Genomic DNA, 21,705 nt, shown 5'->3' with positions numbered 1-21,705 from the left:
TCCGTTATTTTATTGAACCTTGCATGACGCCTTGAATGATAAATTTCTGCGCAAACAGATACACGATGATCACCGGCGTGATGGTCAGCAGCAAGGCTGCCATCAGCGGTCCGTAATCGGCCGAATATGTGCCGTAGAAATAGAAGGTCGAAAGCGGCAGCGTTCTCTCCACGCTTTCAATCAGCACGAGGGAAGGCAGCAGAAAGTCGTTCCAAATCCACAATACGTTCAGAATCCCGATCGTTACCGTAGTCGGCGCCAGAACCGGAAAAACGATTCTGAAGAACGTCTGTATCCGCGTGCAGCCGTCGATCAGCGCGGCTTCCTCCAGCTCGGCTGGAATGCTTTTGACGAATCCGTGATAGATGAATACCGCCAGCGGGCTGCCAAAGCCGATATAAAGATAAATCAGCGCCGCCTTGCTGTTCATCATACCGAGGGAACCGTAGATTTTGACCAATGGAATCATGATCGCCTGAAACGGAATGATCATCGCGGCGACCATCGTATAAAACAGGATTCGGTTCATGCGCGAATTGTTGCGGACAAAATAATGGGCGGTCATGGAAGCAAGCAGCGCAATGAGCAGCACGCTTCCTGCGGTCACGGTCAGCGAATTCGAAAAAGCGTGGAAATAGTTCATTTTGGTAAAGGCTGTTTCAAAGTTCGTCAGGCTCCAAACCGTAGGCAGCGAAAAAGGCGCGGAGGTGATCGCTTTGTTCTCCTTGAAGGCGTTGAGCAAAACGACAAAAAACGGGGCGACGAAAAACAGCAACAAGACGATGAGCGCCGCCGTTTTAAGCCGTTGCAGTGCGGTTTTGGCCATTGCCATTACGCTTCCACCTCCATTTTTTTACTAAAATAAACCTGAAGCAGCGTAATCGCGGCGACGATCAGGAACAGCACGAAGGCTTCCGCCTGTCCGACGCCGTATTCGCGGGACAAAAAGGCTTTATTGTAAATGACCATCGAAACGAGTTCGGTGCTTTTGAACGGTCCGCCTTGTGTCAACGAGAGGTTCAGATCGTAGGCCAAAAATCCTCGTTGCAGGGACAAAAAAACGCAGACGCTAAACGACGGGATCATCAGCGGCAGCACAATGCTGCGCAGTTGTCTCCACCCGGTCGCTCCGTCGATTGATGCGGCTTCCAGCACATCGCTTGGCACATTCATCAGCCCCGCAATATAGATGACCATCATGTAACCGGCATATTGCCAGACCGTCACGGCAACGAGGGCCCACATCGCCTGGGCCGGATCGGCGAGCCACGAATGCGCAAGAAGCGGAATTCCCAGCTCACGACCGATGTTCACGACGACATAATTGAAAACGAATTGCCAAATAAGCCCGAGAATAATGCCTCCGACCAGGTTAGGAAGAAAAAAACCCGTCCGGTACAGATTGCTTCTTTTTCTCCTTGTCAGCGCGTAAGCCAGAAAAAAAGCGACGACATTGATCAGAACAACCGAAACGGCAACGTATTTCAACGTGAGAATAAACGATTTCCAGAAGACGCCGTCCCGCATGACGGTCGCGTAGTTGTCGAACCGGACGAACGAATAGCGGGTCGAAATCCCGTCCCAGTCTGTAAACGTCAAGTAAATGCCGTAAAAAAACGGGACGATCATGACGGTGAAAAAAATAAACAGCGTAGGCCCGGTAAAAATCAGACGGGAACGAAGCCTCGCCAGCTTTCCTTTTTCCGCTATCATTGGAAAATTTCTCTCCTCCTCTTAAATATAACGAGAGCAGCAACGGACAACACCCGCTTCGCGGCTGATCCGCACTGCTCTTTCGGATTTGTCTTTGCCGGCGCTTGGATGGCGTTTTACTTCACGTTTTTCCAGTAATCTTCGATTTCTTTGGCCAGACCCGCGCGGTCGATCACATTGGCCAAGTACTTCTGCATGCTGGCCCCCAGCACGCTCCAGTGATCGGAAGGCAGCGACGTCATGCCGACCACCGTTTTGCCCCGGTTCATGTAATCCTTAATCGACTTCGACAGCGGATCCCGCGGCTCCAGCGCAATGTTTTTGAACGCAGGGATGATGCTTGCCTTGTTTACGAGAAAATCCTGGCCGTTGCTCTCATAAACGAGCCATTCGAGAAATTGCTTCGCGGCTGCCTGTTGATCCGGCGTGCTTCGCTCTTTGTCGACGACAAGACGCTTGGTGACGGCCGTTGCGATTTGGGTATTGCCGTAATCGCTTGCATTGTTGCTGATCGGTACCGGGAGGAAGCCGTATTCGCCTTCCGGATCGAACGCCTGAATATTCGGCCAAGCCCAGTTGCCCATAAACCACAATCCGACCTCGCCGTTGCCGATCAGCTCCGGCCCTTTGTCGTATGTCGCGGTCAGCGGCGACTTTTTGTCGCTGTTATGCTCTTTCATCAGATCGAACGTATCCATAAGTCCGTTAAACACCGCATTGCCCGCAACATCCGCGTTCCCTGTTCTTAACTTCTCGATAAAGGTTTCGACCTGGGCATAATCTTGCGACTGGTCCGCGTACAGGAAGTTCAGAAAATGCGCGCCGAGCGACCAATCAAGCGGCGATATATGCAATGCTTGTTTGCCTGCGGCTTCAATTTGCATAAACAGATTTTTCAGGCCGTCTCTTGTTTGGATCGAAGCGGGGTCGAAGCTGCCGCCTACGGCTTCGTCTAGCACTCGCTTGTTATAAATGAATCCGAATCCTTCCACCGCAAACGGGAAATCGAGCACCTTGCCGTCAACGACGGTCGTGCTGTTGTCGATCGCATCGGCTACCCATTTCTCGCCGGAAAGATCGAGAATGCGGTCCTTGAACTGCTCGACGTCGGCCGGGTCCAGCATTGAGATGGTAGCCGGATTGCCTGCCGCGTAAAGCTGGGAAGCCTTCTCGAAAGGCGACTGGCCGTTGCCCGTCGTCAAAATTTCGATCTCGATATTCGGGTGATCATGGTGGAAAACGTTGACCGCTTCCTCCAACTGCTCCTGCACTTCGGATTTCGAATTGAGCAGCGTTATTTTCACCGTCTGCTCGCTTCCGGAAGACGATGCATCGGTCGATTCGGTCCGATTTCCGCTGCCGCAAGCGGCGATAAGCAAACTAAAGGCCATCAGGAGACACAACAAACTTGCTTTCTTCTGCATGGATGACAATCCCCCATTTGTGAAAATATAAGAAATCGCTTTCAGCGACTTTTATTATATATGTCAAACGTTTGACATGTCAATGGTTTGACATATCGAAAAGGAGGCGTTAAAGAATTGCGTCGCAAATGAAACAGGGGCTCTTCGGTCATTGGCTTGACCTTAAAAGAGCCCCATTTTGCTTTTATCGTTCACTTTCGTTATGTCGTCTCCCGCTCAACCAGCTCAACCGGAAGAAGATGTTCTTTTTCAATCGTTTCTCCGTCCATTTGCCTGCGAATCAGTTCCACGGCCAGCCGTCCCATCTCCCGAATCGGCTGACGGATCGTTGTAATGCCCGGGTTGATCCACGTAGCGGCGTTTACATCGTCGTAACCGACGATTCGGATTTGCCCCGGCACTTGTTTTCCGAACTTGCGGCACCATTTGATCACGAAGGCGGCGATAATGTCGCTTGTGGCAAATACGCCGTCTATATCGGGAAACTCGGCCATCAGTCGGGATATGATGCGGTCATACTCCTGTTGATCGAACACATCCATGTTGGTCTGTATGGTCATAAACTCAACGTTATGCTGGCGCGCAACGCGCTCGAATCCGATCGTTCGCCGATTGGACAGCATCTCCAGCTTCAGATTGCCGCAAATATGCGCGATCTTGCGACAGCCCTTGCTAATCAGAAGCTGCGCGGCCAGTTCGCCTCCGCGCTCGTTGTCTGAGGCAACATACGGCAAATCGTCGATTTTCCGGTCCAAGGTCACTATCGGATAGTTCAGGTTGCGGTATTCTTCGACTTCCAGCGTGTGGCTGCCCATAATGATGCCGTCCACCCGGTGTCGCCGCATCATTTCGATATAATCCCGTTCCTTGACCGGATCGAGCTGCGAATTGCAAAGGAGGAGCTTGCAGCCGTTCTGGTAAGCGTAATACTCGACCGAACTGGCAAATTCGCCGAAAAACGGATGCGCGACGTTCGGGATGATCAGACCGATGAGATTGGACTGCTTGCGCAGCAAAGACCGGGCGATTTCGTTCGGCTGATAGTTCAGCTCTTCCATCGCCCGGTAAACCCGTTGTCTCATTTTCTCGCTAATATAGCCTCGATTGTTCAAAACCCTCGATACTGTCGTGACCGAAACGCCCGCCCGCTCGGCTACATCGTTTATGGTTGCCATAGATTCCCTTAACTCCCCAGACATCGTTCATATAACGTATGATAGTGCAAAAGCAACCGCCCGATCAACTTTTCCCTAAAGCCGATCGCACCCCCGGAGCTTCGGGCGGATTTCGGGGCCGTTCGCCAGTCTGGCCGCTCCGCAACGAAGGAACACTTCTTTTGCCGAACGCTAAGTACCTTTGTCGCCCTTACAGGGATAGCAAAATGGATAGCGAATACGTATAAAAAAATCCGGTCGAGGAGTGATGATCGTGAGTTTGGGAACCAGAGAAGCTGCCGAAAGGCTGGGCGTAAGCCAAACGACGCTCAAGCGCTGGGTCTCGCATTTTCCGGATGCGTTTCCGAAGGATCGGCTGGGACACTATATGTTTACCGAGAAAGAGATGGAGTGGCTTGAAAAAATCAAAGAAGATGTCCGGAGCGGCTTGCCGATCGAGAGCGTCAAACTGCCCGGCCGGCACGTTGAGCCCGCGCCGGTTCCGCCCGGCGAGAGCCTCTGGTCCGGCGAGAACCGCGACTCCGATGGCTCGCCGGAATCGCTTCTGCTGCGCCTGCAGCAATTGGAACGGAAAGTGGACCAGAAGGCCGACGAAGTCGTGACCGCCCAAATCTATCAGCACCGGCTGGAGCTTGAAGAGTTGCGCCAGATGATCCGACAGGTCGCCGCTGCGGTCGAATCGATGCGGCAGACCGCTGCCGGCCTGGATGCGGAACCGGTCCCCCGGCAAGCGCCTCCCGCTCCCCGCGCCCATGAGAAGCGTCCGGCCCGAGCGCCCAAGCGGAGAGTTTTTTGGTTGTTTTGAATACGAAATAATATGACGACTGACCATTAACGAACAAGGATTTCCAAACGCTCTTTCGCGCTTGTGATGAGCCCTAATGATGCACTTGCCCAAGCATCGCGTTGTACCCGAAAAGAAAATCGAAAACGGCAAGCCGGCAGTGACCGAAGTTGCCCAGGATGACGCAGCGGCTGTTCGTTCGTGAATCGCAACCGCGGCTGCTATAGTCACCGTGGCTATAAACGAAACTCCGGCTATAATCTCAACTGTGGCCATACCGCAACTTCGGCCATTTATCGCAACCGTAACCATACAGCCACCGTAGCCGATGAGCATCCGTAGCTGATGAGCATCCGTAGCTGATGAGCATTCGTAGCTGAAGAGTAACCATAGCCGATGAGTTGCAGCAGTCTATGAGCAACCGCGGCTATGCGTCTATATTGGAAAAATCCAACCCAATTCACCATTCACGCGCCGGAAGCCGGTCTATGTTGGATAGATCCAGTCTTTTGGCCCGCAGAAGCCGAATCCGCAAGGCTCTCGGGCCGTTTCATTGTAGAAAATCCAACATACGTTCCGGAAAGGGGCAAAAGGAGCTCGTATCCTGCACAAAATCCAATGTAGCCGCTCAGGCCATTAGAGGTACTGGACGGACTACATGGCGGAGGAGCACCGCAGACGGAGGCAATGTAGCGTACTGGACGGACTACATGGCGGAGGAGCACCGCGGCTGGGGGCGATGTAGCGTACTGGACGGACTACATGGCGGAGGAGCGCCGCAGACGGAGGCAATGTAGCGTACTGGACGGACTACATGGCGGCGGAGCGCCGCGGACGGTGGCAATGTAGCGTACTGGACGGACTACATGGCGACTGAGCGCCGCGGACGGTGGCAATGTAGCGTACTGGACGGACTTTTTGGCAGGTGTACACCGCCGCACGTAACCCAAGCGCCTGGGGCGGCCCCCTCCGAACAGAACTCCCGTTGCAAACCGGCTTCAACGTGCGGAGTTCCCGTCTGTTTCCGGAAGGGGCCCAACGAAGACGGTTCAGAAGCCATCCCGGGCATAACCCATCAAACTAACGGAACACAGATAAGGGATGCGAATGGGTCAGCCATACAAAAAAGAGGGCTTTCGTGAGAAGAGCCCTCTTCGTTTTCCCGCGCACGCAAATAAAAGATTTGCCGGCTCCGCCATCTCCCTGGTCTGCGGCGAGTACAGGAGGCGTTCCGATAACCGCCAATGTTCGTATGCCAATGCCCGGATTACCTTTTCTTCCCTTGGCTTCGCGTATAGCTCCAGATCTCATAATCCAACAGTCTCGGCGTCAAATGCGGATATCCGGCCCGCAGCGTTTCGGAAACGGCGGTCAACAGTTGTTGGGCTTCGCCGGTTTTGACGGTGCGGCCGAGCGCCTGTTCGAGAAACCGGATCACCATGCGATCGGGCTTGATCCCTTGTTCCTCGCCGGCCAGCATGCAGAAGTAAATAAAGGAAATGCCGCTGCGTTGGCCGGGAATTTCCCGGATGGCTTCCTCCAACGCGGAATTCGACAGCGCCGGCGGCAGGTCCTGGAAGACATTCACGCCGTGCCGCCGGAGAACCTGGCAAAAACGATACACCGCTTCCGCCTTCAAAATGCCGTTCCTCGTGGAAGTGCGCTGCCTGTTCCTGAATACGGATTCCGCCAAATACCCGGTGCCGAGCGCGTCCGCCTTCCGCAGAAAATCTTCGACGGACTGCTGGTCGCCGCGTTCGGGGTAAGCCTCGGTTGGTCTATAAATGTCCAGTCCGAATGCTTCCGCATACCGCCTGACGGCATTGCGCACGCCTTCGTACTTCACCCCGATCGAAAACACGGCGTCGATCGCGCAGAGGGGCAAGCTGCGGTAATAATACTCCGGCGGCAGCCGCGCATCCTTCAATTTCAAAACGTTGCGACACAGATCGCTTATGGTTATCACATCGGCCGGCATGAGTCCATCCCCTCGGCAATAGCGCAACCCGGTCCGCGTACGGCTTATCCGCCCGCCCGGTCTGCGTCTTACTTTGCATGTGGAACGCGCGCACTTTAGCCAAGCTTGGCGAACGAAACGCTCGCACCTCCACAAGCGCGGCGGACGCTACTTCGCTCTCCGGCAAACTCGGCGGACGTAACGCCCGATCTCCGGCAAAACTGACGGACGGGACCCCCGCGCTCTCCCGCAAGCTCGGCGGGCGGAACGATATCCGCATACGTTTAGAATGGGAACCAGGTTGAAATGCTGGTATACAAAGCTGCGAAAATGATACACGACTTCTTCCATTCCGGCAACAGCGAGGTGCCCAGCCATGAGCGATATGCAGGAATTGCCGCGCAAAGACCATAGCGAAGCGGACGCCAAGCGCCTGACCGAACGCAGGAAAAGCCAGCATCTCGACATTTGCCTGAACGAGCGGGTCGAAAGCCGGCTTACGACCGGACTGGAACGTTACCGCTTCCGCCACCAGGCGCTGCCGGAGATCGATTATGCCGAGATCCGCACGGACACGGTCTTTCTGGGGCGCAAGCTCAAGGTCCCTTTTCTCGTCAGCTCGATGACCGGCGGCTCGGGAGCGGCGCTTGACATCAACCGCAATCTGGCGGTGATGGCGCAGCAGCGCGGCTGGGCGTTGGGGGTAGGCTCCATGCGCGCCGCGATCGAACATCCCGAGCTGATCGGGAGCTTTCAGGTCCGCGCATACGCGCCGGATATTCCCATTCTGGCGAATCTGGGCGCGGTTCAATTGAATTACGGCTTCGGCGCCGAAGCGTGCATGCGGGCGGTCGAACGGATCGGGGCGGATGCGCTGGTGCTTCATCTGAACAGCCTGCAGGAGGTGTTTCAGCCGGAGGGAAATACGAACTTCCGGGGGCTGCTGAAACGGATTCGCGAACTTTGCGCGCGCATGCCCGTCCCGGTCGGCGTCAAGGAAGTCGGCTGGGGAATCGGGGCCGACACCGCCGACCGCCTTCTGGAAGCCGGGGTCGCCTTCGTCGATGTCGCGGGCGCCGGCGGCACCTCCTGGAGCCAGGTGGAGAAGCTCCGGTCTTCCGACCCGGTCGGGCGCGCCGCCGCGGAAGCTTTCGCCGATTGGGGCATTCCGACGGCCGATTGCCTGCGGGAAGTCAAGGAACGCCGTCCCGACGCCGTTCTGATCGCCAGCGGCGGCCTGACGGGCGGCGTCGATGCCGCGAAATGCCTGGCATTGGGCGCCCATCTCGCCGGGTTCGGCCGGTCGCTGCTCCGATCCGCCGTCATTTCAGAGGAAGCGCTGCTCGCTCTGGCCGAGCGCCTTGAGCGCGAGCTGCGCGCCGCCATGTTCGGCATCGGCTCCGCCTCGCTCGGCGAGCTGCGCGGAACGGACCGCTTGATCCGGATTCAAGCGTAATGGCGGACCCTCCCCCGTTGACCTCGTTGCAACCGCGTCACCGCAAAATGTCGCCGGCCAGCTTCAAATAGCCTTTTTTGAAAATCAGCCGGATGCCCTCCTTAATCTGTTCAGGCGTTCCTTCGTTCAGTAGCGCGATAAATTCCTCTTCGATCAGGGCAAACGTAATTTCGCTGACCAGTTCGTAGTATTCTTCGGGTACGCGCAGCGGCCCCATCACGGTCACGACCGTGCGAATCGGCACCTGCTGTCCGCCCGTCGCCCAGTTCACGTCCGCGCCGAGCCTGACCACGCAAACGCACATTTCTTCGATGCCTTCGCTGCGGCAATGCAGCAGGGCCACTTTGTCCTTTTCCACCATGACCGGCCCGTATTCCTCGCGCTGGTTCAAATCCCGCAGCAGCTTGTCGGCATCGCCCACCGCGTAATGCTCGCTGACGTATTCGATCACGCGGGCGATCAGCTCGCGCTTGTTTCGGGGAGCCGGCTCTTCCGTGACCGAAACGGCATGCAGCAGGCAGCGGAGCGCTTTGCCGAAGTTCTCGACTTTGGAAACCGTCCCGTCGATGTCGATCTGCTCCTCCGCGAGCAAATGGTCCTGCGAAGGAATCAAATCGAGCTGCCGCTTGATCAGCTCGATGTCCTCGTCCGACAGGAACGGATTGACGACGGCGACGCGGACATCGTCCACCTGAACGGACAGCGTGGAGATAATCAAATCGACCGGCGGATGGGTGCGCAGCCATTCTTCCAGATGGAACAGCGAGATCGTGTCCATAATGTGGATTTGCGGCAATTTCCGCTCCAATTGCGTCGACAGCAGACGAGAAGCGCCGATTCCGCTTGCGCAGACCAAAAGCACTCTCCGGCGTTCGATCCCTTTCTCGCGCTTGCGCAATACCGCGGTGCCAAAATGCATGGCCAAGTACCCGATTTCCTCTTCCGGCACGGGAACGCCCAGCTGCTGTTCAAGATAACGCGACGCGGCGCGCGTCGCTTCGAAAATGTCGGGATACTCCTGTTTGACGTGCTCGAGCAGCGGATTGCGGATCGCCATTCCCAGTTCGATCCGCTGAACGGCGGAAGCGAGATGGGCGGTCAAGTTTTCAATGAGCGACAGATCGCTTTCCAGATTCAGCTTCAGTTCCCGCTCCACGATCGCAATCATGCGGCTGACGTACGCCGCGACGTTGGAGTGGGATCTTTTCTCCGGGAACATATGGATCGAGCGGGCGCCAAGCAGATGCATCGTAATATAGCCGATTTCGCTTTCCGGAATGGTCACGTTCAGCTTATCGGAAAGGTCGGCAGCCAGCTCCGCGGCCAGCTCGAATTCGGGCGTCCCGCGCAGCCGCTGCAAAATGTCGCGCTCGATGACGATTTCCTCGTTTTTCTGAATCCGCTGCAGCGCCAGCGCCAGATGAACGACAAAGCCGACATACGCGCTGCCGGCCATGTTGTATTCCCATTTCCGTTGGGAAACCTGGATCACCTGCTCGATTTGAAACAGCCATTGCGGATCGATGAAGTTCAGCAGCCGATTGCGGATCGAAAGCTCCAGATTCTCCCTCCTGTTGCCGGACTGCAGGTGCAGCAGTTCCATCAGCTGCTCGTGCGTGACCGTTTCGTAAAGCAAATCCGCCATCGCCGCGCGTATCTGCTTCTCGTTCCCTTCGATATAGATGCCCAAGCCGGGCTTGCGCTCAAGGCGAATGCCGTACTTGCCGAGCCAGGGCTCGATCCGGTTCAGGTCGCAGCTGACCGTCGATTCGGTTACGTTCAGCCTGCGGCTGAACGCATACAGCTTGGTCGGCTCTTTGCACGACAAAATCATTTGCTTCATGATCAATTGGCGCTCTTCGGGACTGTAGATTTTGTATGCCGGGTACCGGGCCAGCTCCGCCGCAAGCTCGTCCTTCCGCTCCGGTTCGCCCTCCAGCATCAGTCCGACGCCGGATTTTTTGAGAAAACGCACCCCCCATTGCTCCGCCACCGGCTCCAGTTCGTTCAATTCGCGCTGCAGCGTCCGCACGCTGACGTTCAGATGCCTTGCCAGCTCAGCCAATGTTCTGTACTCGTCGCTTTCAAGAAAAAAGCGAAGAATATCCCGTTGCCTGGAATTCAGTTTGATTCCCGTTTTCTTTTCCACGCTTATGCATCACGTCCCCAAAGTTGGCTTGGAATCAAGAAGTTCGGACCTTATTCCAGGTTGGTATGCCGCTTCTCCATTTCATCGGCCGCCGGTTGAAGCAGGTCGATAAGGCGGATCACGCACAAATCGAAAAGCAGAAGCTGCGTCTGTTCGAAAAGCGATCCCATCGGCTGCACGGAACGGACGTGCTCCGCTCCTTCCCGCATCGTCTGCGCCGGAATGCGGACGACGACGTCCGCCTGGCGGGGCAATGGCGCTTCGGGAAAAGCGGTGAAAAAGACGACGCGCGCGCCGGCCGGCTTGACGATGCCCATCAGCGCTTCCACCGTGGCGAGCCTGCCCGTTCCGGAGCTGGTGATCCACAAGTCTCCCGGTCCGATCGCCGGGGTGGTGACGTCTCCCACGATATGAACCTGCAGCCCAAGATGCATCAGCCGCATGGCAAAAGCAAGCAGCATCGCCCGCTCCCGTCCCAGGCCGTAGACAAATATCCGCTTCGCCCCGACGATTTCGCTTGTCAGCGCATCCAGCTCATGCTCCCTGACCGCCGTCAGGCTTCGGGACAATTCCTCCAGCATGATTCGGCTTGTACCGTGCCAATCGAACTTTCGGTCCAACCTTATCGCGCTCCTTCGTTCGATGTGATGTTCTTCAGCGCCTCGCGCCAGTATTCGACGCTCTCCGCTACGTCCTGCCATACGCGATCGTCCTGCTCCTCGAACGGATGGCCGACCTCGATCAGCAGCAGCGTGTCCGCCGCTCCGGATGTTCGGATCGCGCGCAGCACCTTGTCCGCATCGATGATGCCGCGGCTTTTGCTCCCGGCCGTGAAGGGCCAATGCCGGTCGTACCGCCCGTCGGTTTGCTGCAAATGAATGATCGGCGCTTGTGGAGCAAGCGACTCCAGCCAGCGGTAAGGATCGCGGTCTTCCGCTCCGGCGTCCGGGCTAATGGCGTGACCGACGTCCAGGCAAAGCGCAAACTCCGCTCCCTTCCCGCCTCTCAACCGGTTGATGCGCTCCAGATGACGGCGTGTCGAATCGATTCCGACAGGACCTTCCCGCAAAATCGGCGTCTGCTCCCAATAAAACGTCTTGATGCCGTAGTCCTCCGCCAGCCAAAGCAAGCGCACCAGCACTTCCTCGGCCAACGCCTCAATCTCCTCTCTCCGTTCCGGGTCCCGAAACGTCGCCAGGTCCATTCCGCCGTACGGTCCGCCGATCGCGTCCGCGCCCAGCTCCCGGGTCATGGCGAACGCCTTGACGAACCAGTCTACGGCATCCTCCCGCCCTTCGGCTAACGGATGATACAGCAGATTGTGCGGATAAATCGACAGTCCCGTAAAGGTGGAGTGAATTCGGGCGCCGTACTTTTCGCAAGCGTTGCGCACCCGGTAAGCATAGGCGGCCATAATGTCCTGCCGGCTCCGGGGATCGAACTGGTCGAACGAAAATTGTATCTGTTCAAGACCCAGGTCTTTCGCGACCATCCGAACCCAATCTTCGGGATCGGCCCATCGCTTGATGGCAAAGTTGGTGCTGATGCCGAGTCGAATGTTCATTCCGGGCCTCCTATATTGGGAATTGCAAAATGTCCGCCCTGACCGGCGGCGGCAGCGGCGCCGGCGCTTCGGACCGCATCCAGCAGCTCCTTCGGGCTGCGGGCCGTCCGCAGCGCCTGGATGGCGCCCAAGCCGCGCAGCCCCGCCGTCTCGGTTCTCGAAGCCAACCATTTGCGGAAAGGCAGATCGGAGCCGGCGATGCCGACCATCACATACAGCCTGCCTTCGGGGCCGGATACGCCTTCCGGAAATTGCAGCACAACGGCTTCTCCCTTCGCTCCGGCTCCCGTTCCGCAATCGCTTACAATCGCCAGCGCGATTCCCTGCTGAAGCCGCTCCGTCCGGATTCGTCCGGCGGACGAACGGTCCAGCGCGGCCTCGGACGCGAGACCTTGCCGGACCAGCCGCGCGACGGCTTGTCTTGCCGCATCGGCCAACGAAACGGCTTCGCAGACCAGATAGACGCGCTCCTCCGGGACGGCGTACGTCTGCTGCTGATGCAGACGGTCGAGAATGGACTCGTGGAACGACGAATCCGTAAACGAATCCATCGCCAAATACTCGCGGCCGGGCGCCGCGGCAACGGCACGGCCGAGCAAGTAGCGATGCGTGATCACCAGATCGGCCGCCTTCGGGATATGGTCCAGCGAGGCGTGAACGACCTTGACCGTCTCGTCCATGCCTTCGGCCTTCAGCTTCTTGCGCAGCATCGCCGCCCCCATCGCGCTCGAGCCCAGCCCCCCATCGCAGGCAAAGCAAATCATGCGGATCGGGCGGGAGGCTTGGACGACGGCCGGCGATTGCGGCTTCCCGGCATCGGTCTCACCGGATGGCGGCCGATCCTCGCTTTTAGCCGCCGCTTTCGCCGCATCGCCGCCGGAGATCGGGCTTGGCCGGTCCCGGCCCGGCCTTAACCGGAGACGCCATACGGGACGGGGCGCGGCCTTGAGATCGTCCCACTGCCGAACGTGCTGCAGACGCTGAATGACGTTGGCTTCACGGTTGTCCATCACCTCGTGGGGCATTTCCGATTTCGCATTCACCAGCATGTACGCCGCCGCAAACGAAGCCGCCGCCGAAACCGCAATGCCGACCATAATCGGAATCAGATCGTCCCGCGGCGAAAGCGCGGCAATCAAAAACAGGCTGGACGGCGAAGCGATAGCGGCAAGCCCCGCATCCATATATTGAAAGACGGCGATGCCGGCCATGCTTCCGACAATGAGCGGAACAATCAGAACGGGCCTCATCAGCACATACGGGAAATAAACCTCCTGAATGCCGCCCAACGCATGGATGGTCAAAGCGGTCCGGGCGCTTTTTTGCCGCTCGCCGGTCGATTTCAGCCAGTACGCCAGCAGCATGCCGATCGCCGGTCCGGGATTGGCTTCCAGCAAGAAAAAAATCGACTTGCTCAAATCGTGGATTTGCGAAATGCCGAGCGGTCCCATAATGCCGTAATTGACCACATTGTTCAGAAACATCACCTTGGCCGTTTCGATCACGAACGCGGACACCGGAAGCCAGCCGGAGTTGGCCGCATGAATGAGCCATTCGTTGAGGTCCCGGATCAGGCTCGACAGGCTCTGGCCGACATAAATAAACGAAACGGCCGCCAATGCCGTGGCGATCGCGGCATGAACGAAATTGGACATCAACAGCTCAAACCCCGCCGGCAGCCGGTTTTCCATCGCCCGGTCGATCCGGTTCACCAGCCAGCCGATGGCCGGTCCCAGCACGAGCGCGACGAAAATCATCGTCACCGAACTGGCCAGCGACATGCCGAAGATGACCGTCGCGGCCACCACGCCGCCCCGTTTGCCGCCGATCAGCTGTCCGCCGGTATACGCGAACAAAACCGGCACAAACCAATTGAGCAGCGGCCAGACCAGAAGATGAAGACGATCGTCGGGGAACCATCCGTACACGCCAAACAAGGCGCGGAAGATGCCCACGACGATCAATACGGAAATATTCTGGGAGACAATCGCACTAAGCAATCGGCCGAGCTTGTACATGGTGTCACCCGACTTCAAAATAGTTGGCAAAATTGCGGATTGCTGGCGTTCCCGCCAGGCATTGCGCTACCAAATCGTATAGCCCCCGTCAATCGTGAACACGCCGCCCGTGGCGAAGGAGGAAGCGTCCGAAGCAAGGTAGACCGCAATGCCGCCCAGCTCGTGCGGAACGCCCGGCCGGCCCATCGGGGTCATAGCCAGCCACTTGTCGATCATCTCGCCTCCGGCGGCGAAATACGGTTCCGTCAGCTTCGTCTTCATGTAGCCGGGCGCAATCGTGTTGACGCGCACGCCGTGCGGCGCCCATTCGGATGCCAGGCTCTTGGTCAGCATAATGACCCCCGCCTTGGAGACATTGTAGGCCGCCTGCGGCTGCGGCGTATTGACGATCAGGCCCGACATGGACGAGATGTTGATGATCGAGCCTTTGCCTTGCCGGATCATGACCTTCCCCGCCGCCTTCGACATCAGAAACACGCTGTTCAGATTGACGTTCATCACGCGGTTCCACGTTTCGTACGGCAATTCCTCCGCACGATCCTTGTGCACGATCCCCGCATTGTTGACCAGCACGTCCAGGCGGCCGTATTGTTCCTCGACTTGCCGGATCAGCGCCTCGACCTGCGCTTCGTCCGTCACGTCCGTCTGCACGACGATCGCTTCGACGCCGCAGGAGCGGATTTCGTTCGCCGCTTCCTGCGCCTCATCCGCCCGAATGTCGGCGATGACGATATGCGATCCCGCCTGCGCCAGCGCAAGCGCCATCGCCCGGCCAAGCCCCATGCCGGCGCCGGTCACGATGGTCACGCGGCCGTCCAGCCGAAACTGCTCCATTACGTTCATCTTGCATTCCTCCTTCACCAGTAGGGATCGACCGGGAAAAAGCCGGATCGCTTACGATATCAGGGCTGCCCGTTCGGGTACACCATCACTTTCAGGCTGCCGCTCTTGTTCGTTCTGGCCCTCTCCAGCGCTTCGCCCGCCTGCTCCAGCGGGTAGCGGTCGGTAATCAGCGAGGGCACGTCGGCAATGCCCGAAGACAGAAAGGCGATGCCCTGCGGATACGTGTTGGCGTAACGGAACACGCCGTAAATATCCACCTCGTTGTCCGCGATAAACGGCACGTTCAGCTCGATGCCGTCCTGCTGCGGCAGTCCGACGATGGTCAGCTTGCCGCCGCGCCGGAGCGACAAGAGCGCGGTCTGCAGCGCCTTCGGATTGCCCGCCGTTTCAAACGCGTAATCCACGCCGACGCCGCCGGTCAGCCGCTTGATCGCTTCCAGCGGATCTTCCTCTCGGATGTTGATCGCATGCGCCGCGCCCAGGCGAAGCGCCGCTTCCAGCCGGATCGGCTCCAGGTCGGTGACGATGATGTTGGCGGCGCCGAACGCTTTGGCCGCCACGACCGCCATCAGGCCGACCGGGCCCATGCCCATGATCGCCACGGTGGAACCGGGCTGCAGACCGGCCCGCTTCGCCGCGTGAATGCCGACCGAGAACGGCTCGTTCATCGCCGCTTCCTCGAAGGAAAGCGAATCCGGAATCGGGAACAGGAAGTCCTCCCGCATCGCGATATATTGGACGAATGCGCCGTCCACCGGCGGCGTCGCCAAAAACTGCACGTGCGGGCACAGGTTGTAGCGTCCCGCCTTGCAGGCGTCGCACTTGCCGCACGTGACGCCCGGTTCGATCGCCACGCGGTCGCCGAGCTTGAACCGCGTCGCTTCCGAACCGACGGCGGCGACGATGCCCGAGCATTCGTGTCCGAGGATGAGCGGCTTCTTCACCACGTAAGGCCCGATCCGGCCGTGCTCGTAATAATGCACATCGGAGCCGCAAACGCCGACCGCCATCACCTTGACCAGCACTTCGTCGGGACGCAGCTTGGGCATCGGAACCTCCCGAATCTCCACCTGCATCGGCCGCGTCAGCACGGCCGCCCGGATGACGTCCGGCAAATCGGGCAACGCTTGCGCATAAGTATTGCTGGACATGCCAATTCCTCCTTGCGAATTATTTGACCGCTCCCATCGACAAACCGCGGACCAGATACTTCCGCACCGCCAAGCCGCAGATGACCATCGGCATAATGATGATCGTCCCCGTCGCCATGGCCTGGCCCCATTGGATGCCGTGCTGCGAAATGAGCAGCGAGGCCGCCACGGGAACCGTTTGCGTGCCCCGTCCGGAGAACACCGACGCAAACGCGAAGTCGTTCCACGAGAACATCAGGCACAGAATCGCCGTCGCGACAATGCCGGGCGCCGCGGTGGGAACGGCAATGCGGCGGAACGCTTCGAATTTGCTGCAGCCGTCGATCATGGCGGCTTCCTCCAGATCGACCGGCACATCCTTGAAGAAGGTCGCCATCATCCAGAGCGCAAACGGCAAGTTGAACGTCGTATAGGCGAAAATCAACCCGACCGTCGTGCCGATCAGCCCCGCCTTGGCAAACATCAGATACAGCGGCAAAATAACGGCCGGAATCGGCGCCATCCGGGTGCTGATAATCCACGACGAGATGTTGTTCTCGCGTTTGAAATTGCCGCGGGCCAGCGCAAAGCCTCCCATCAGCCCCAGCACGACGGACAATACAGTCGTCGCCAGCGACACGATGACGCTGTTGCTGAGAAACTCCCCGAAGTTGCCGCCTTCCCCGAACATCTCCCGGTACGTAATAAAGGTCGGCGTAAAGAAAAATTTGGGCGGCATCGAGAACATGTTGACCTGCGTTTTGACCGATGACAGCACCATCCACACGATCGGCATGAGGGCCCAAACCATGGCCGCAAGCATGAGAATGTAGAGAGCGGTATACAGTGTTTTTCGCTTGAGCGCCACGTTAGTCCTCTCCTTTCTTCATGATTTTCACGAAGAAATTGCCCATGATGATGGTGACGACCAGCATCGTCAGTCCGAGCGCGGCAGCGGTTCCCATGTCCTGGAAGCGGAACGCCACCTGCATCAGATAGTAGCCGATCGTCTTCGTCGAATCGGCCGGGCCGCCCTCGGTCGTAATCGTAATGGTATCGACATAGCGCAAAATGTCCATGGAACGGATCAGCAGGCTGACCACGATCATGCGCCGCACCATCGGCAGCAAAATATAGCGGATTTTTTGCAACCCGCTGGCCCCGTCGACTTCGGCGGCTTCCAGCGGCTCCGTCGGCACGGATTGCAGTCCGGCCAACACGATCAGCGTAATCAGCGGCGTCCATTCCCATATATCCATGAGGATGATCGCGGGCATGGCCGTAGACACATCCCCGAGAATTTGCGTATTCAAGCCGAATTGCTTGAGCACCCAGTCGTACAGTCCGTACGTCGGGTCCAGCAAATACTTCCACAGCAGTCCCGCCACCACCGGCGCGACGAACAGCGGCAGCATCCACAGCGTCAAAATCAGGTTGCGTCCCTTCGGAATATAGTACATCAGCAAAGCCACCAGCACGCCGACGGCAAGTTGAAGCACAAGTCCGGACACGCCGAAGACGGCCGTTCTTCCCCACGAATGCCAAAAGGTTTCCGACGTCAAGATCCGGCGCCAATTGTCCAAACCGGCAAACACCGGCTCATCCAGGGACAGACTGTAATCCATCAGGCTGGCGTAAATCATAAAGAAAAACGGAAAAATGCTGATGAGCGCCAGCACGATCATGGAAGGCAGCAACATCCAAAACTCCGTACGGTTCCATTTCGCCCGCTTGTGCGGACGAACAGCCGCAGCCGCAGCGCTTGCCCGGTCGATCGTTCGCGTCCATTGCGGCATATCGGCAGCCTCCTTTCCCCATCGGGCGTTCGGGCACAGCGCTCCCCGTTTCTTCATCCTGTTGCAGCAAGCCCTGTGCCCGAAGCCTGTCAACCTCTCGGTTTAAGCTCCCGTAATTTCGTCGCTCTTCTTGGCGATCGTCTTCATCGTGTCTTCCGGCGATTGCTTGTTAAACAGCATCTTGGACAGCTCGGTGTAGATGATCGTGTCCACTTGCGGCCATTGCGGAACTTTCGGACGCATGTACACGTTCTCCAGCTTCCACGCTTCCAGAACCGCCTTCATCGGCAGCAGGTTCGGCATCGCTTTCGACTCTTCCGTTCCCGGCTCCATCCCTTTTTGCACGTCGGGCAGGTTGTAGACCGAATGGCGGGTCGGCGTCGAACCGGCTTCTTTCGATTTCAAAATCATATATTGCGCTTGCGGAGAAGTCGCCCAGACGAGGAACAGCCAAGCCGCTTTTTGTTCCTTTTCGCTCGCGTATTTGCTGATGCCGATTCCCGTTCCGCCGAACAGGTTGGCGCTGCGCTTCGGTCCCTTCGGCAAAACGGACCATGCCACCTTGCCCGCGACTTTCGATTTCGTCTCGTCTTCGAACATGGCGTTGTTCTCGTGGAAGATCGGCGCCATCGCCAGCTCGCCCGCCGCGAACGCTTCCGCGACGCCCGTCCAGTCCCACGTCGTGCTGCCCGGAGCCGCGACTTCCAGCAGTTTCTTATACATTTTGGCCGCTTCGATCGCTTCGGGGGACGTGAGCAGCGATTTGCCCGGTTTGGCCGCGCCTACGCTGCCGAGATTCTCCCCTTCGAAATAATCGGCGCCGTATGCCCCCAGCACGTTGCTGAAATCGCATTGCAGCGCGTCGTGCTGCTTCGCTTCGTGGCCGGAACCGTACTTCACTTCGGTGATGACGCCGGCTTTGACTTTTTCGTTGATCCACGAAGCGATTTCATAATACTGCTCCCAGGTCAGGTTGGCGGAAGGCGTCCAGTCGTAGCCTTTTTCCTTCATGAATTGATCTTTGTACTTGTCGAATACGTCCTTGCGGTAGGCCAGAACCATCGTCGGGCTGTCGTAGGGCAGCGTATAGAGATGCTCGGTGTCGCCCATGTAGCCGTCGGCCTGAAGCTGGCTTTCGATGAAGTCCTCCGTTCCGCCGGGAATATGGGGCAGCGACGGATCGTTGTTGAACGTGTTCAGGTCCACCAGGTTGCGGGAATGCTTGGTCAAAATCTGGTACGGGTCGGCGTAGATGATCTGATAGTTGGCGTTTTTCGCATTGAAGTCGAGCCCGACCTTCTCGGCTACCAGATCGAGGTTGCTCTGCTCGATGTTCACCTCGATGCCCGTCGCGTCTTCAAAAATACGAATGTTGGCGGCAAGGGCGGAGGATGGCGGCGTATTCTCGGAGATGAAGTTCAGCTTCGTTCCTTCGAACTGCCGCCAGTTAAATCCTGCGGGCGCTTCGATCTTCGGCAGCCCTTCGACCCATCCTTCGAACGGCGCTTCGGACGTCGCCCCCGAGGCGGTTCCGCCCGCGGGTGTCGTGGCAGCGCTTGCAGACGGCGCTGAAGCTTGACCCGGCGAATTCGAAGACGAGGAGCAAGCGCTGAGCGCGAGCATGACGCAGACCATGACGATCGATACGGCCGATAACGGCGAAAACTTCCTTTTCACTCCAGATCCCCCTCTTCGGCAATCGATGAAAACGCTTGTAAAAATGAAAGAAGGATTCCGGCCGGAGATTCTTTCATTTGCAGTTTCCATTATAGTCGGCCTCCATCGGGATCGCTATTTAAACATAAGACAATTTTGGCGCAAGGCGTTCCCGACAAAACCGAATAGCGGGGCGGAAATCAGGTCCGTTAGAGCGGTAAAATATCCATATTATAGACAATAATTGGCACAAATTTCTTTTTGAGTTCATGTATAATTAGAATTGTTTTGAATTTTTTAAACAAGCTGTTTCGTTGTCATTACGCCGTTTGATTGGAAATTCGGAACGGATCGGAGGAGCGTATGATGGTCAAAAGCGAAATTGCGCAACAAGAAATCAAAAGCGATGTCCACCTGAGCCAGTTGGCTTCGGTCGGCCAGATCGCGGCGGGAATTGCCCATGAGGTCAAAAATCCGCTGACGGCCGTCAAAGGCTTTTTGCAATTGTTGAAGGAACGAAACGAAAAAAAATATATCGAAATCGCCCAGTCGGAATTGGAAAATGCGATCGCCGTTTTGCAAAATCTGCTTCAGATGTCCAAGCCGGATCTGGAAAACGAGCCGCTTGTGTCCATCGATCTGACGGTGGAATTGGAATCGCTGATGCAGTTGTTTCAGGATCAGTTCTACCGGGTGGCGGTCATCAAAAACTACCGGGACCCGGGCAGCTTCATCGTCGGCAAACGAAACCAGTTAAAGAAAGCGCTGTTCAACCTGCTCAAAAACGCCTTCGAAGCCATTCCGGAAGAAGGCACGATTATCATCGGGCAATCGGCTACGGAGAACGAAGTGACCATATACATACAGGACAGCGGTTGCGGCATTCCGAAGGAGAAGCTGAATATGCTGGGCACTCCTTTTTTCACGACCAAAGAAAACGGAACCGGCATGGGACTGGCCTTCGTCTTTTCGGTCATTTACCAGCACAACGGGGTCATCAAGGTGGAGAGCGAAGAACGGGTTGGAACGACCTTCACGATCACGTTTCCGAAAGATTTAAGCAACAGCAAGAGAACAGAGGTGAACCGGTTGAATCTCGAAAAGTCCGCAACGGACAACCTGATCGATTTCTTTCTCCACAACCGGAATGCGTTCGAAGAACGTCTGCTGACGGAAGCGGTGAACGTGCAGGAGAAGATCGACGAGATTTTGGAGGTTTGCAATATCAATTTGTTGGAAAACGCTCACAGGCTGGTGCTTTATGTCGTCGAAGGCCGGGAGCATGAAGTCATTTCCTTCGCCAGGACGGAAGGGGTCAACTGGGCAAGGCACTCCCTGACTTTGGCCGTCAAGCTGGAATGGGTTCAGGCCGTTCGGCGCGTGCTGTGGGATTTTCTGTACAACTACGACCAGATGAACGACTATCTCACCAGCAAGGAGCAATTTTACATCCTGGAAAAACGCATTAACGAACTGATGGACCTGTTTATCAGCCATCTCTTTACGAGCTACTCCCAGTTCAAGGACGATCTGATCCGCGCGCAGCGGGAGATGGTGGAAAATCTCTCCGTCCCGATCATTCCGCTAACGGCGACAGCGTCCATCCTGCCCTTGATCGGCAACGTCGATCTGTTTCGCTCGAACACCATCGTAGACAAAGTCGTCTCGCAAATCGGCAACAACCGCATCGAAATGCTGATCATCGACCTTTCCGGCGTGGTGGAGATGGAATCCGAGGTCATCGTCCAGCTGTTCAACATTATCGACGGGATCAAAATGATGGGATGCCAAACCGTGATTACGGGGCTGAGGCCGGAGATCGTCAAATGGATGATCCGGTCGGGCCTGTCCTTCGAAAACAAGGCCATCACGAAAAGAACGCTCCAGCAGGCGCTGGCGGATCACCTGCAATTGCAGCGTCCCGCCGTTCTCTGAACCGGCCGTCCGTTGCGACCGCAATGCCTATGGGACAGCCTTCTGACAGGCTGATTCCCATAGGGCCGAACCGGGCGCCTTCGCCAAAAGCGGTGACGGCGTCAA

Annotated in this window: 17 protein-coding genes; 3 read left to right on the top strand and 14 right to left on the bottom strand. The window is 57.3% G+C overall.

Going from position 1 to position 21,705, the window contains the following annotated elements; all coding sequences use genetic code 11:
- Nucleotides 1–4: 4 nt before the first annotated feature.
- From F560_RS0105890 to F560_RS0105875, 4 genes are all read right to left on the bottom strand, one after another.
- Nucleotides 5–832: a carbohydrate ABC transporter permease gene (locus F560_RS0105890; protein ID WP_019004798.1), complete on the bottom strand. Its 828-nt coding sequence runs from the start codon at nucleotides 830–832 to the stop codon at nucleotides 5–7.
- Nucleotides 832–1,713: a carbohydrate ABC transporter permease gene (locus tag F560_RS0105885; protein WP_019004797.1), complete on the bottom strand. Its 882-nt coding sequence runs from the start codon at nucleotides 1,711–1,713 to the stop codon at nucleotides 832–834. Before F560_RS0105885 ends, F560_RS0105890 begins: the two co-directional genes overlap by 1 nt.
- A 116-nt stretch (nucleotides 1,714–1,829) precedes the next feature.
- Nucleotides 1,830–3,137, bottom strand: coding sequence for an ABC transporter substrate-binding protein (locus F560_RS0105880; protein WP_019004796.1), 1,308 nt, complete (start codon nucleotides 3,135–3,137; stop codon nucleotides 1,830–1,832).
- A 200-nt stretch (nucleotides 3,138–3,337) separates the two neighbouring features.
- Entirely contained in the window at nucleotides 3,338–4,312 is a 975-nt protein-coding gene (locus F560_RS0105875) for a LacI family DNA-binding transcriptional regulator (protein ID WP_019004795.1), read from the bottom strand.
- 253 nt (nucleotides 4,313–4,565) lie between these two features.
- Here F560_RS0105875 and F560_RS0105870 point away from each other — a divergent pair, with 253 nt between their 5' ends.
- Complete coding sequence (locus tag F560_RS0105870) at nucleotides 4,566–5,117, top strand: MerR family transcriptional regulator (protein WP_169449891.1); 552 nt, start codon at nucleotides 4,566–4,568, stop codon at nucleotides 5,115–5,117.
- 1,246 nt (nucleotides 5,118–6,363) lie between these two features.
- Here F560_RS0105870 and F560_RS0105865 read toward each other — a convergent pair.
- Nucleotides 6,364–7,074, bottom strand: a complete 711-nt coding sequence (locus F560_RS0105865) for a hypothetical protein (RefSeq protein WP_019004793.1) — start codon at nucleotides 7,072–7,074, stop codon at nucleotides 6,364–6,366.
- A 355-nt stretch (nucleotides 7,075–7,429) separates the two neighbouring features.
- Between F560_RS0105865 and fni the strand changes: the two genes are divergently transcribed.
- The gene (gene fni / locus F560_RS0105860; protein WP_019004792.1) at nucleotides 7,430–8,509 is read left to right on the top strand and encodes a type 2 isopentenyl-diphosphate Delta-isomerase; all 1,080 of its coding nucleotides are present in this window, start codon (nucleotides 7,430–7,432) and stop codon (nucleotides 8,507–8,509) included.
- 37 nt (nucleotides 8,510–8,546) lie between these two features.
- Here fni and F560_RS0105855 read toward each other — a convergent pair whose 3' ends face one another.
- The 9 genes from F560_RS0105855 to F560_RS0105815 all read right to left on the bottom strand — a co-directional run bounded on the left by F560_RS0105855 (nucleotide 8,547) and on the right by F560_RS0105815 (nucleotide 19,686).
- Nucleotides 8,547–10,658: a BglG family transcription antiterminator gene (locus F560_RS0105855; protein ID WP_019004791.1), complete on the bottom strand. Its 2,112-nt coding sequence runs from the start codon at nucleotides 10,656–10,658 to the stop codon at nucleotides 8,547–8,549.
- Nucleotides 10,659–10,708: 50 nt separating this feature from the next.
- Complete coding sequence (hxlB, locus tag F560_RS0105850; protein ID WP_019004790.1) at nucleotides 10,709–11,278, bottom strand: 6-phospho-3-hexuloisomerase; 570 nt, start codon at nucleotides 11,276–11,278, stop codon at nucleotides 10,709–10,711.
- A gap of 2 nt (nucleotides 11,279–11,280) precedes the next feature.
- A complete protein-coding gene (locus F560_RS0105845) occupies nucleotides 11,281–12,222 on the bottom strand; it encodes a sugar phosphate isomerase/epimerase family protein (RefSeq protein WP_019004789.1) in 942 nt (313 codons plus the stop codon).
- Nucleotides 12,219–14,240, bottom strand: coding sequence for a PTS transporter subunit EIIC (locus tag F560_RS0105840; RefSeq protein WP_019004788.1), 2,022 nt, complete (start codon nucleotides 14,238–14,240; stop codon nucleotides 12,219–12,221). Before F560_RS0105840 ends, F560_RS0105845 begins: the two co-directional genes overlap by 4 nt.
- A gap of 66 nt (nucleotides 14,241–14,306) precedes the next feature.
- Nucleotides 14,307–15,083 carry an SDR family NAD(P)-dependent oxidoreductase gene (locus tag F560_RS0105835; protein ID WP_019004787.1) on the bottom strand — a complete coding sequence of 259 codons (777 nt, stop codon included), beginning with the start codon at nucleotides 15,081–15,083 and terminating at the stop codon, nucleotides 14,307–14,309.
- A 59-nt stretch (nucleotides 15,084–15,142) separates the two neighbouring features.
- Nucleotides 15,143–16,234 (bottom strand): NAD(P)-dependent alcohol dehydrogenase, encoded by a 1,092-nt coding sequence (locus tag F560_RS0105830; protein WP_019004786.1) that lies wholly within the window; start codon nucleotides 16,232–16,234, stop codon nucleotides 15,143–15,145.
- Between the two features lie 19 nt (nucleotides 16,235–16,253).
- On the bottom strand, nucleotides 16,254–17,081 hold the full coding sequence (locus tag F560_RS0105825; protein ID WP_019004785.1) for a carbohydrate ABC transporter permease: 828 nt from the start codon (nucleotides 17,079–17,081) through the stop codon (nucleotides 16,254–16,256).
- 1 nt (nucleotide 17,082) lies between these two features.
- Nucleotides 17,083–18,009 (bottom strand): carbohydrate ABC transporter permease, encoded by a 927-nt coding sequence (locus F560_RS0105820; RefSeq protein ID WP_019004784.1) that lies wholly within the window; start codon nucleotides 18,007–18,009, stop codon nucleotides 17,083–17,085.
- Nucleotides 18,010–18,111: 102 nt separating this feature from the next.
- Complete coding sequence (locus F560_RS0105815) at nucleotides 18,112–19,686, bottom strand: extracellular solute-binding protein (protein ID WP_019004783.1); 1,575 nt, start codon at nucleotides 19,684–19,686, stop codon at nucleotides 18,112–18,114.
- A 345-nt stretch (nucleotides 19,687–20,031) separates the two neighbouring features.
- On the opposite strand from F560_RS0105815, the gene F560_RS24925 reads away from it, so the two are divergent.
- Complete coding sequence (locus F560_RS24925; RefSeq protein WP_019004782.1) at nucleotides 20,032–21,600, top strand: ATP-binding protein; 1,569 nt, start codon at nucleotides 20,032–20,034, stop codon at nucleotides 21,598–21,600.
- Nucleotides 21,601–21,705 lie beyond the last annotated feature (105 nt).

Source organism: Cohnella laeviribosi DSM 21336 (assembly GCF_000378425.1).
GTDB lineage: Bacteria > Bacillota > Bacilli > Paenibacillales > Paenibacillaceae > Cohnella > Cohnella laeviribosi.
Note: the sequence above shows the minus strand (reverse complement) of the source record. Positions and strands in the feature narration are given on the sequence as shown.

Excerpts from the sequence above, each read along its gene's own strand:
- F560_RS0105890 (WP_019004798.1), bottom strand. The coding sequence starts at position 832 with ATGGCAATGGCCAAAACCGCACTGCAACGGCTTAAAACGGCGGCGCTC.
- F560_RS0105885 (WP_019004797.1), bottom strand. The coding sequence starts at position 1,713 with ATGATAGCGGAAAAAGGAAAGCTGGCGAGGCTTCGTTCCCGTCTGATT.
- F560_RS0105880 (WP_019004796.1), bottom strand. The coding sequence starts at position 3,137 with ATGCAGAAGAAAGCAAGTTTGTTGTGTCTCCTGATGGCCTTTAGTTTG.
- F560_RS0105875 (WP_019004795.1), bottom strand. The coding sequence starts at position 4,312 with ATGGCAACCATAAACGATGTAGCCGAGCGGGCGGGCGTTTCGGTCACG.
- F560_RS0105865 (WP_019004793.1), bottom strand. The coding sequence starts at position 7,074 with ATGCCGGCCGATGTGATAACCATAAGCGATCTGTGTCGCAACGTTTTG.
- fni (WP_019004792.1), top strand. The coding sequence starts at position 7,430 with ATGAGCGATATGCAGGAATTGCCGCGCAAAGACCATAGCGAAGCGGAC.
- F560_RS0105845 (WP_019004789.1), bottom strand. The coding sequence starts at position 12,222 with ATGAACATTCGACTCGGCATCAGCACCAACTTTGCCATCAAGCGATGG.
- F560_RS0105840 (WP_019004788.1), bottom strand. The coding sequence starts at position 14,240 with ATGTACAAGCTCGGCCGATTGCTTAGTGCGATTGTCTCCCAGAATATT.
- F560_RS0105835 (WP_019004787.1), bottom strand. The coding sequence starts at position 15,083 with ATGAACGTAATGGAGCAGTTTCGGCTGGACGGCCGCGTGACCATCGTG.
- F560_RS0105830 (WP_019004786.1), bottom strand. The coding sequence starts at position 16,234 with ATGTCCAGCAATACTTATGCGCAAGCGTTGCCCGATTTGCCGGACGTC.
- F560_RS0105820 (WP_019004784.1), bottom strand. The coding sequence starts at position 18,009 with ATGCCGCAATGGACGCGAACGATCGACCGGGCAAGCGCTGCGGCTGCG.
- F560_RS24925 (WP_019004782.1), top strand. The coding sequence starts at position 20,032 with ATGGTCAAAAGCGAAATTGCGCAACAAGAAATCAAAAGCGATGTCCAC.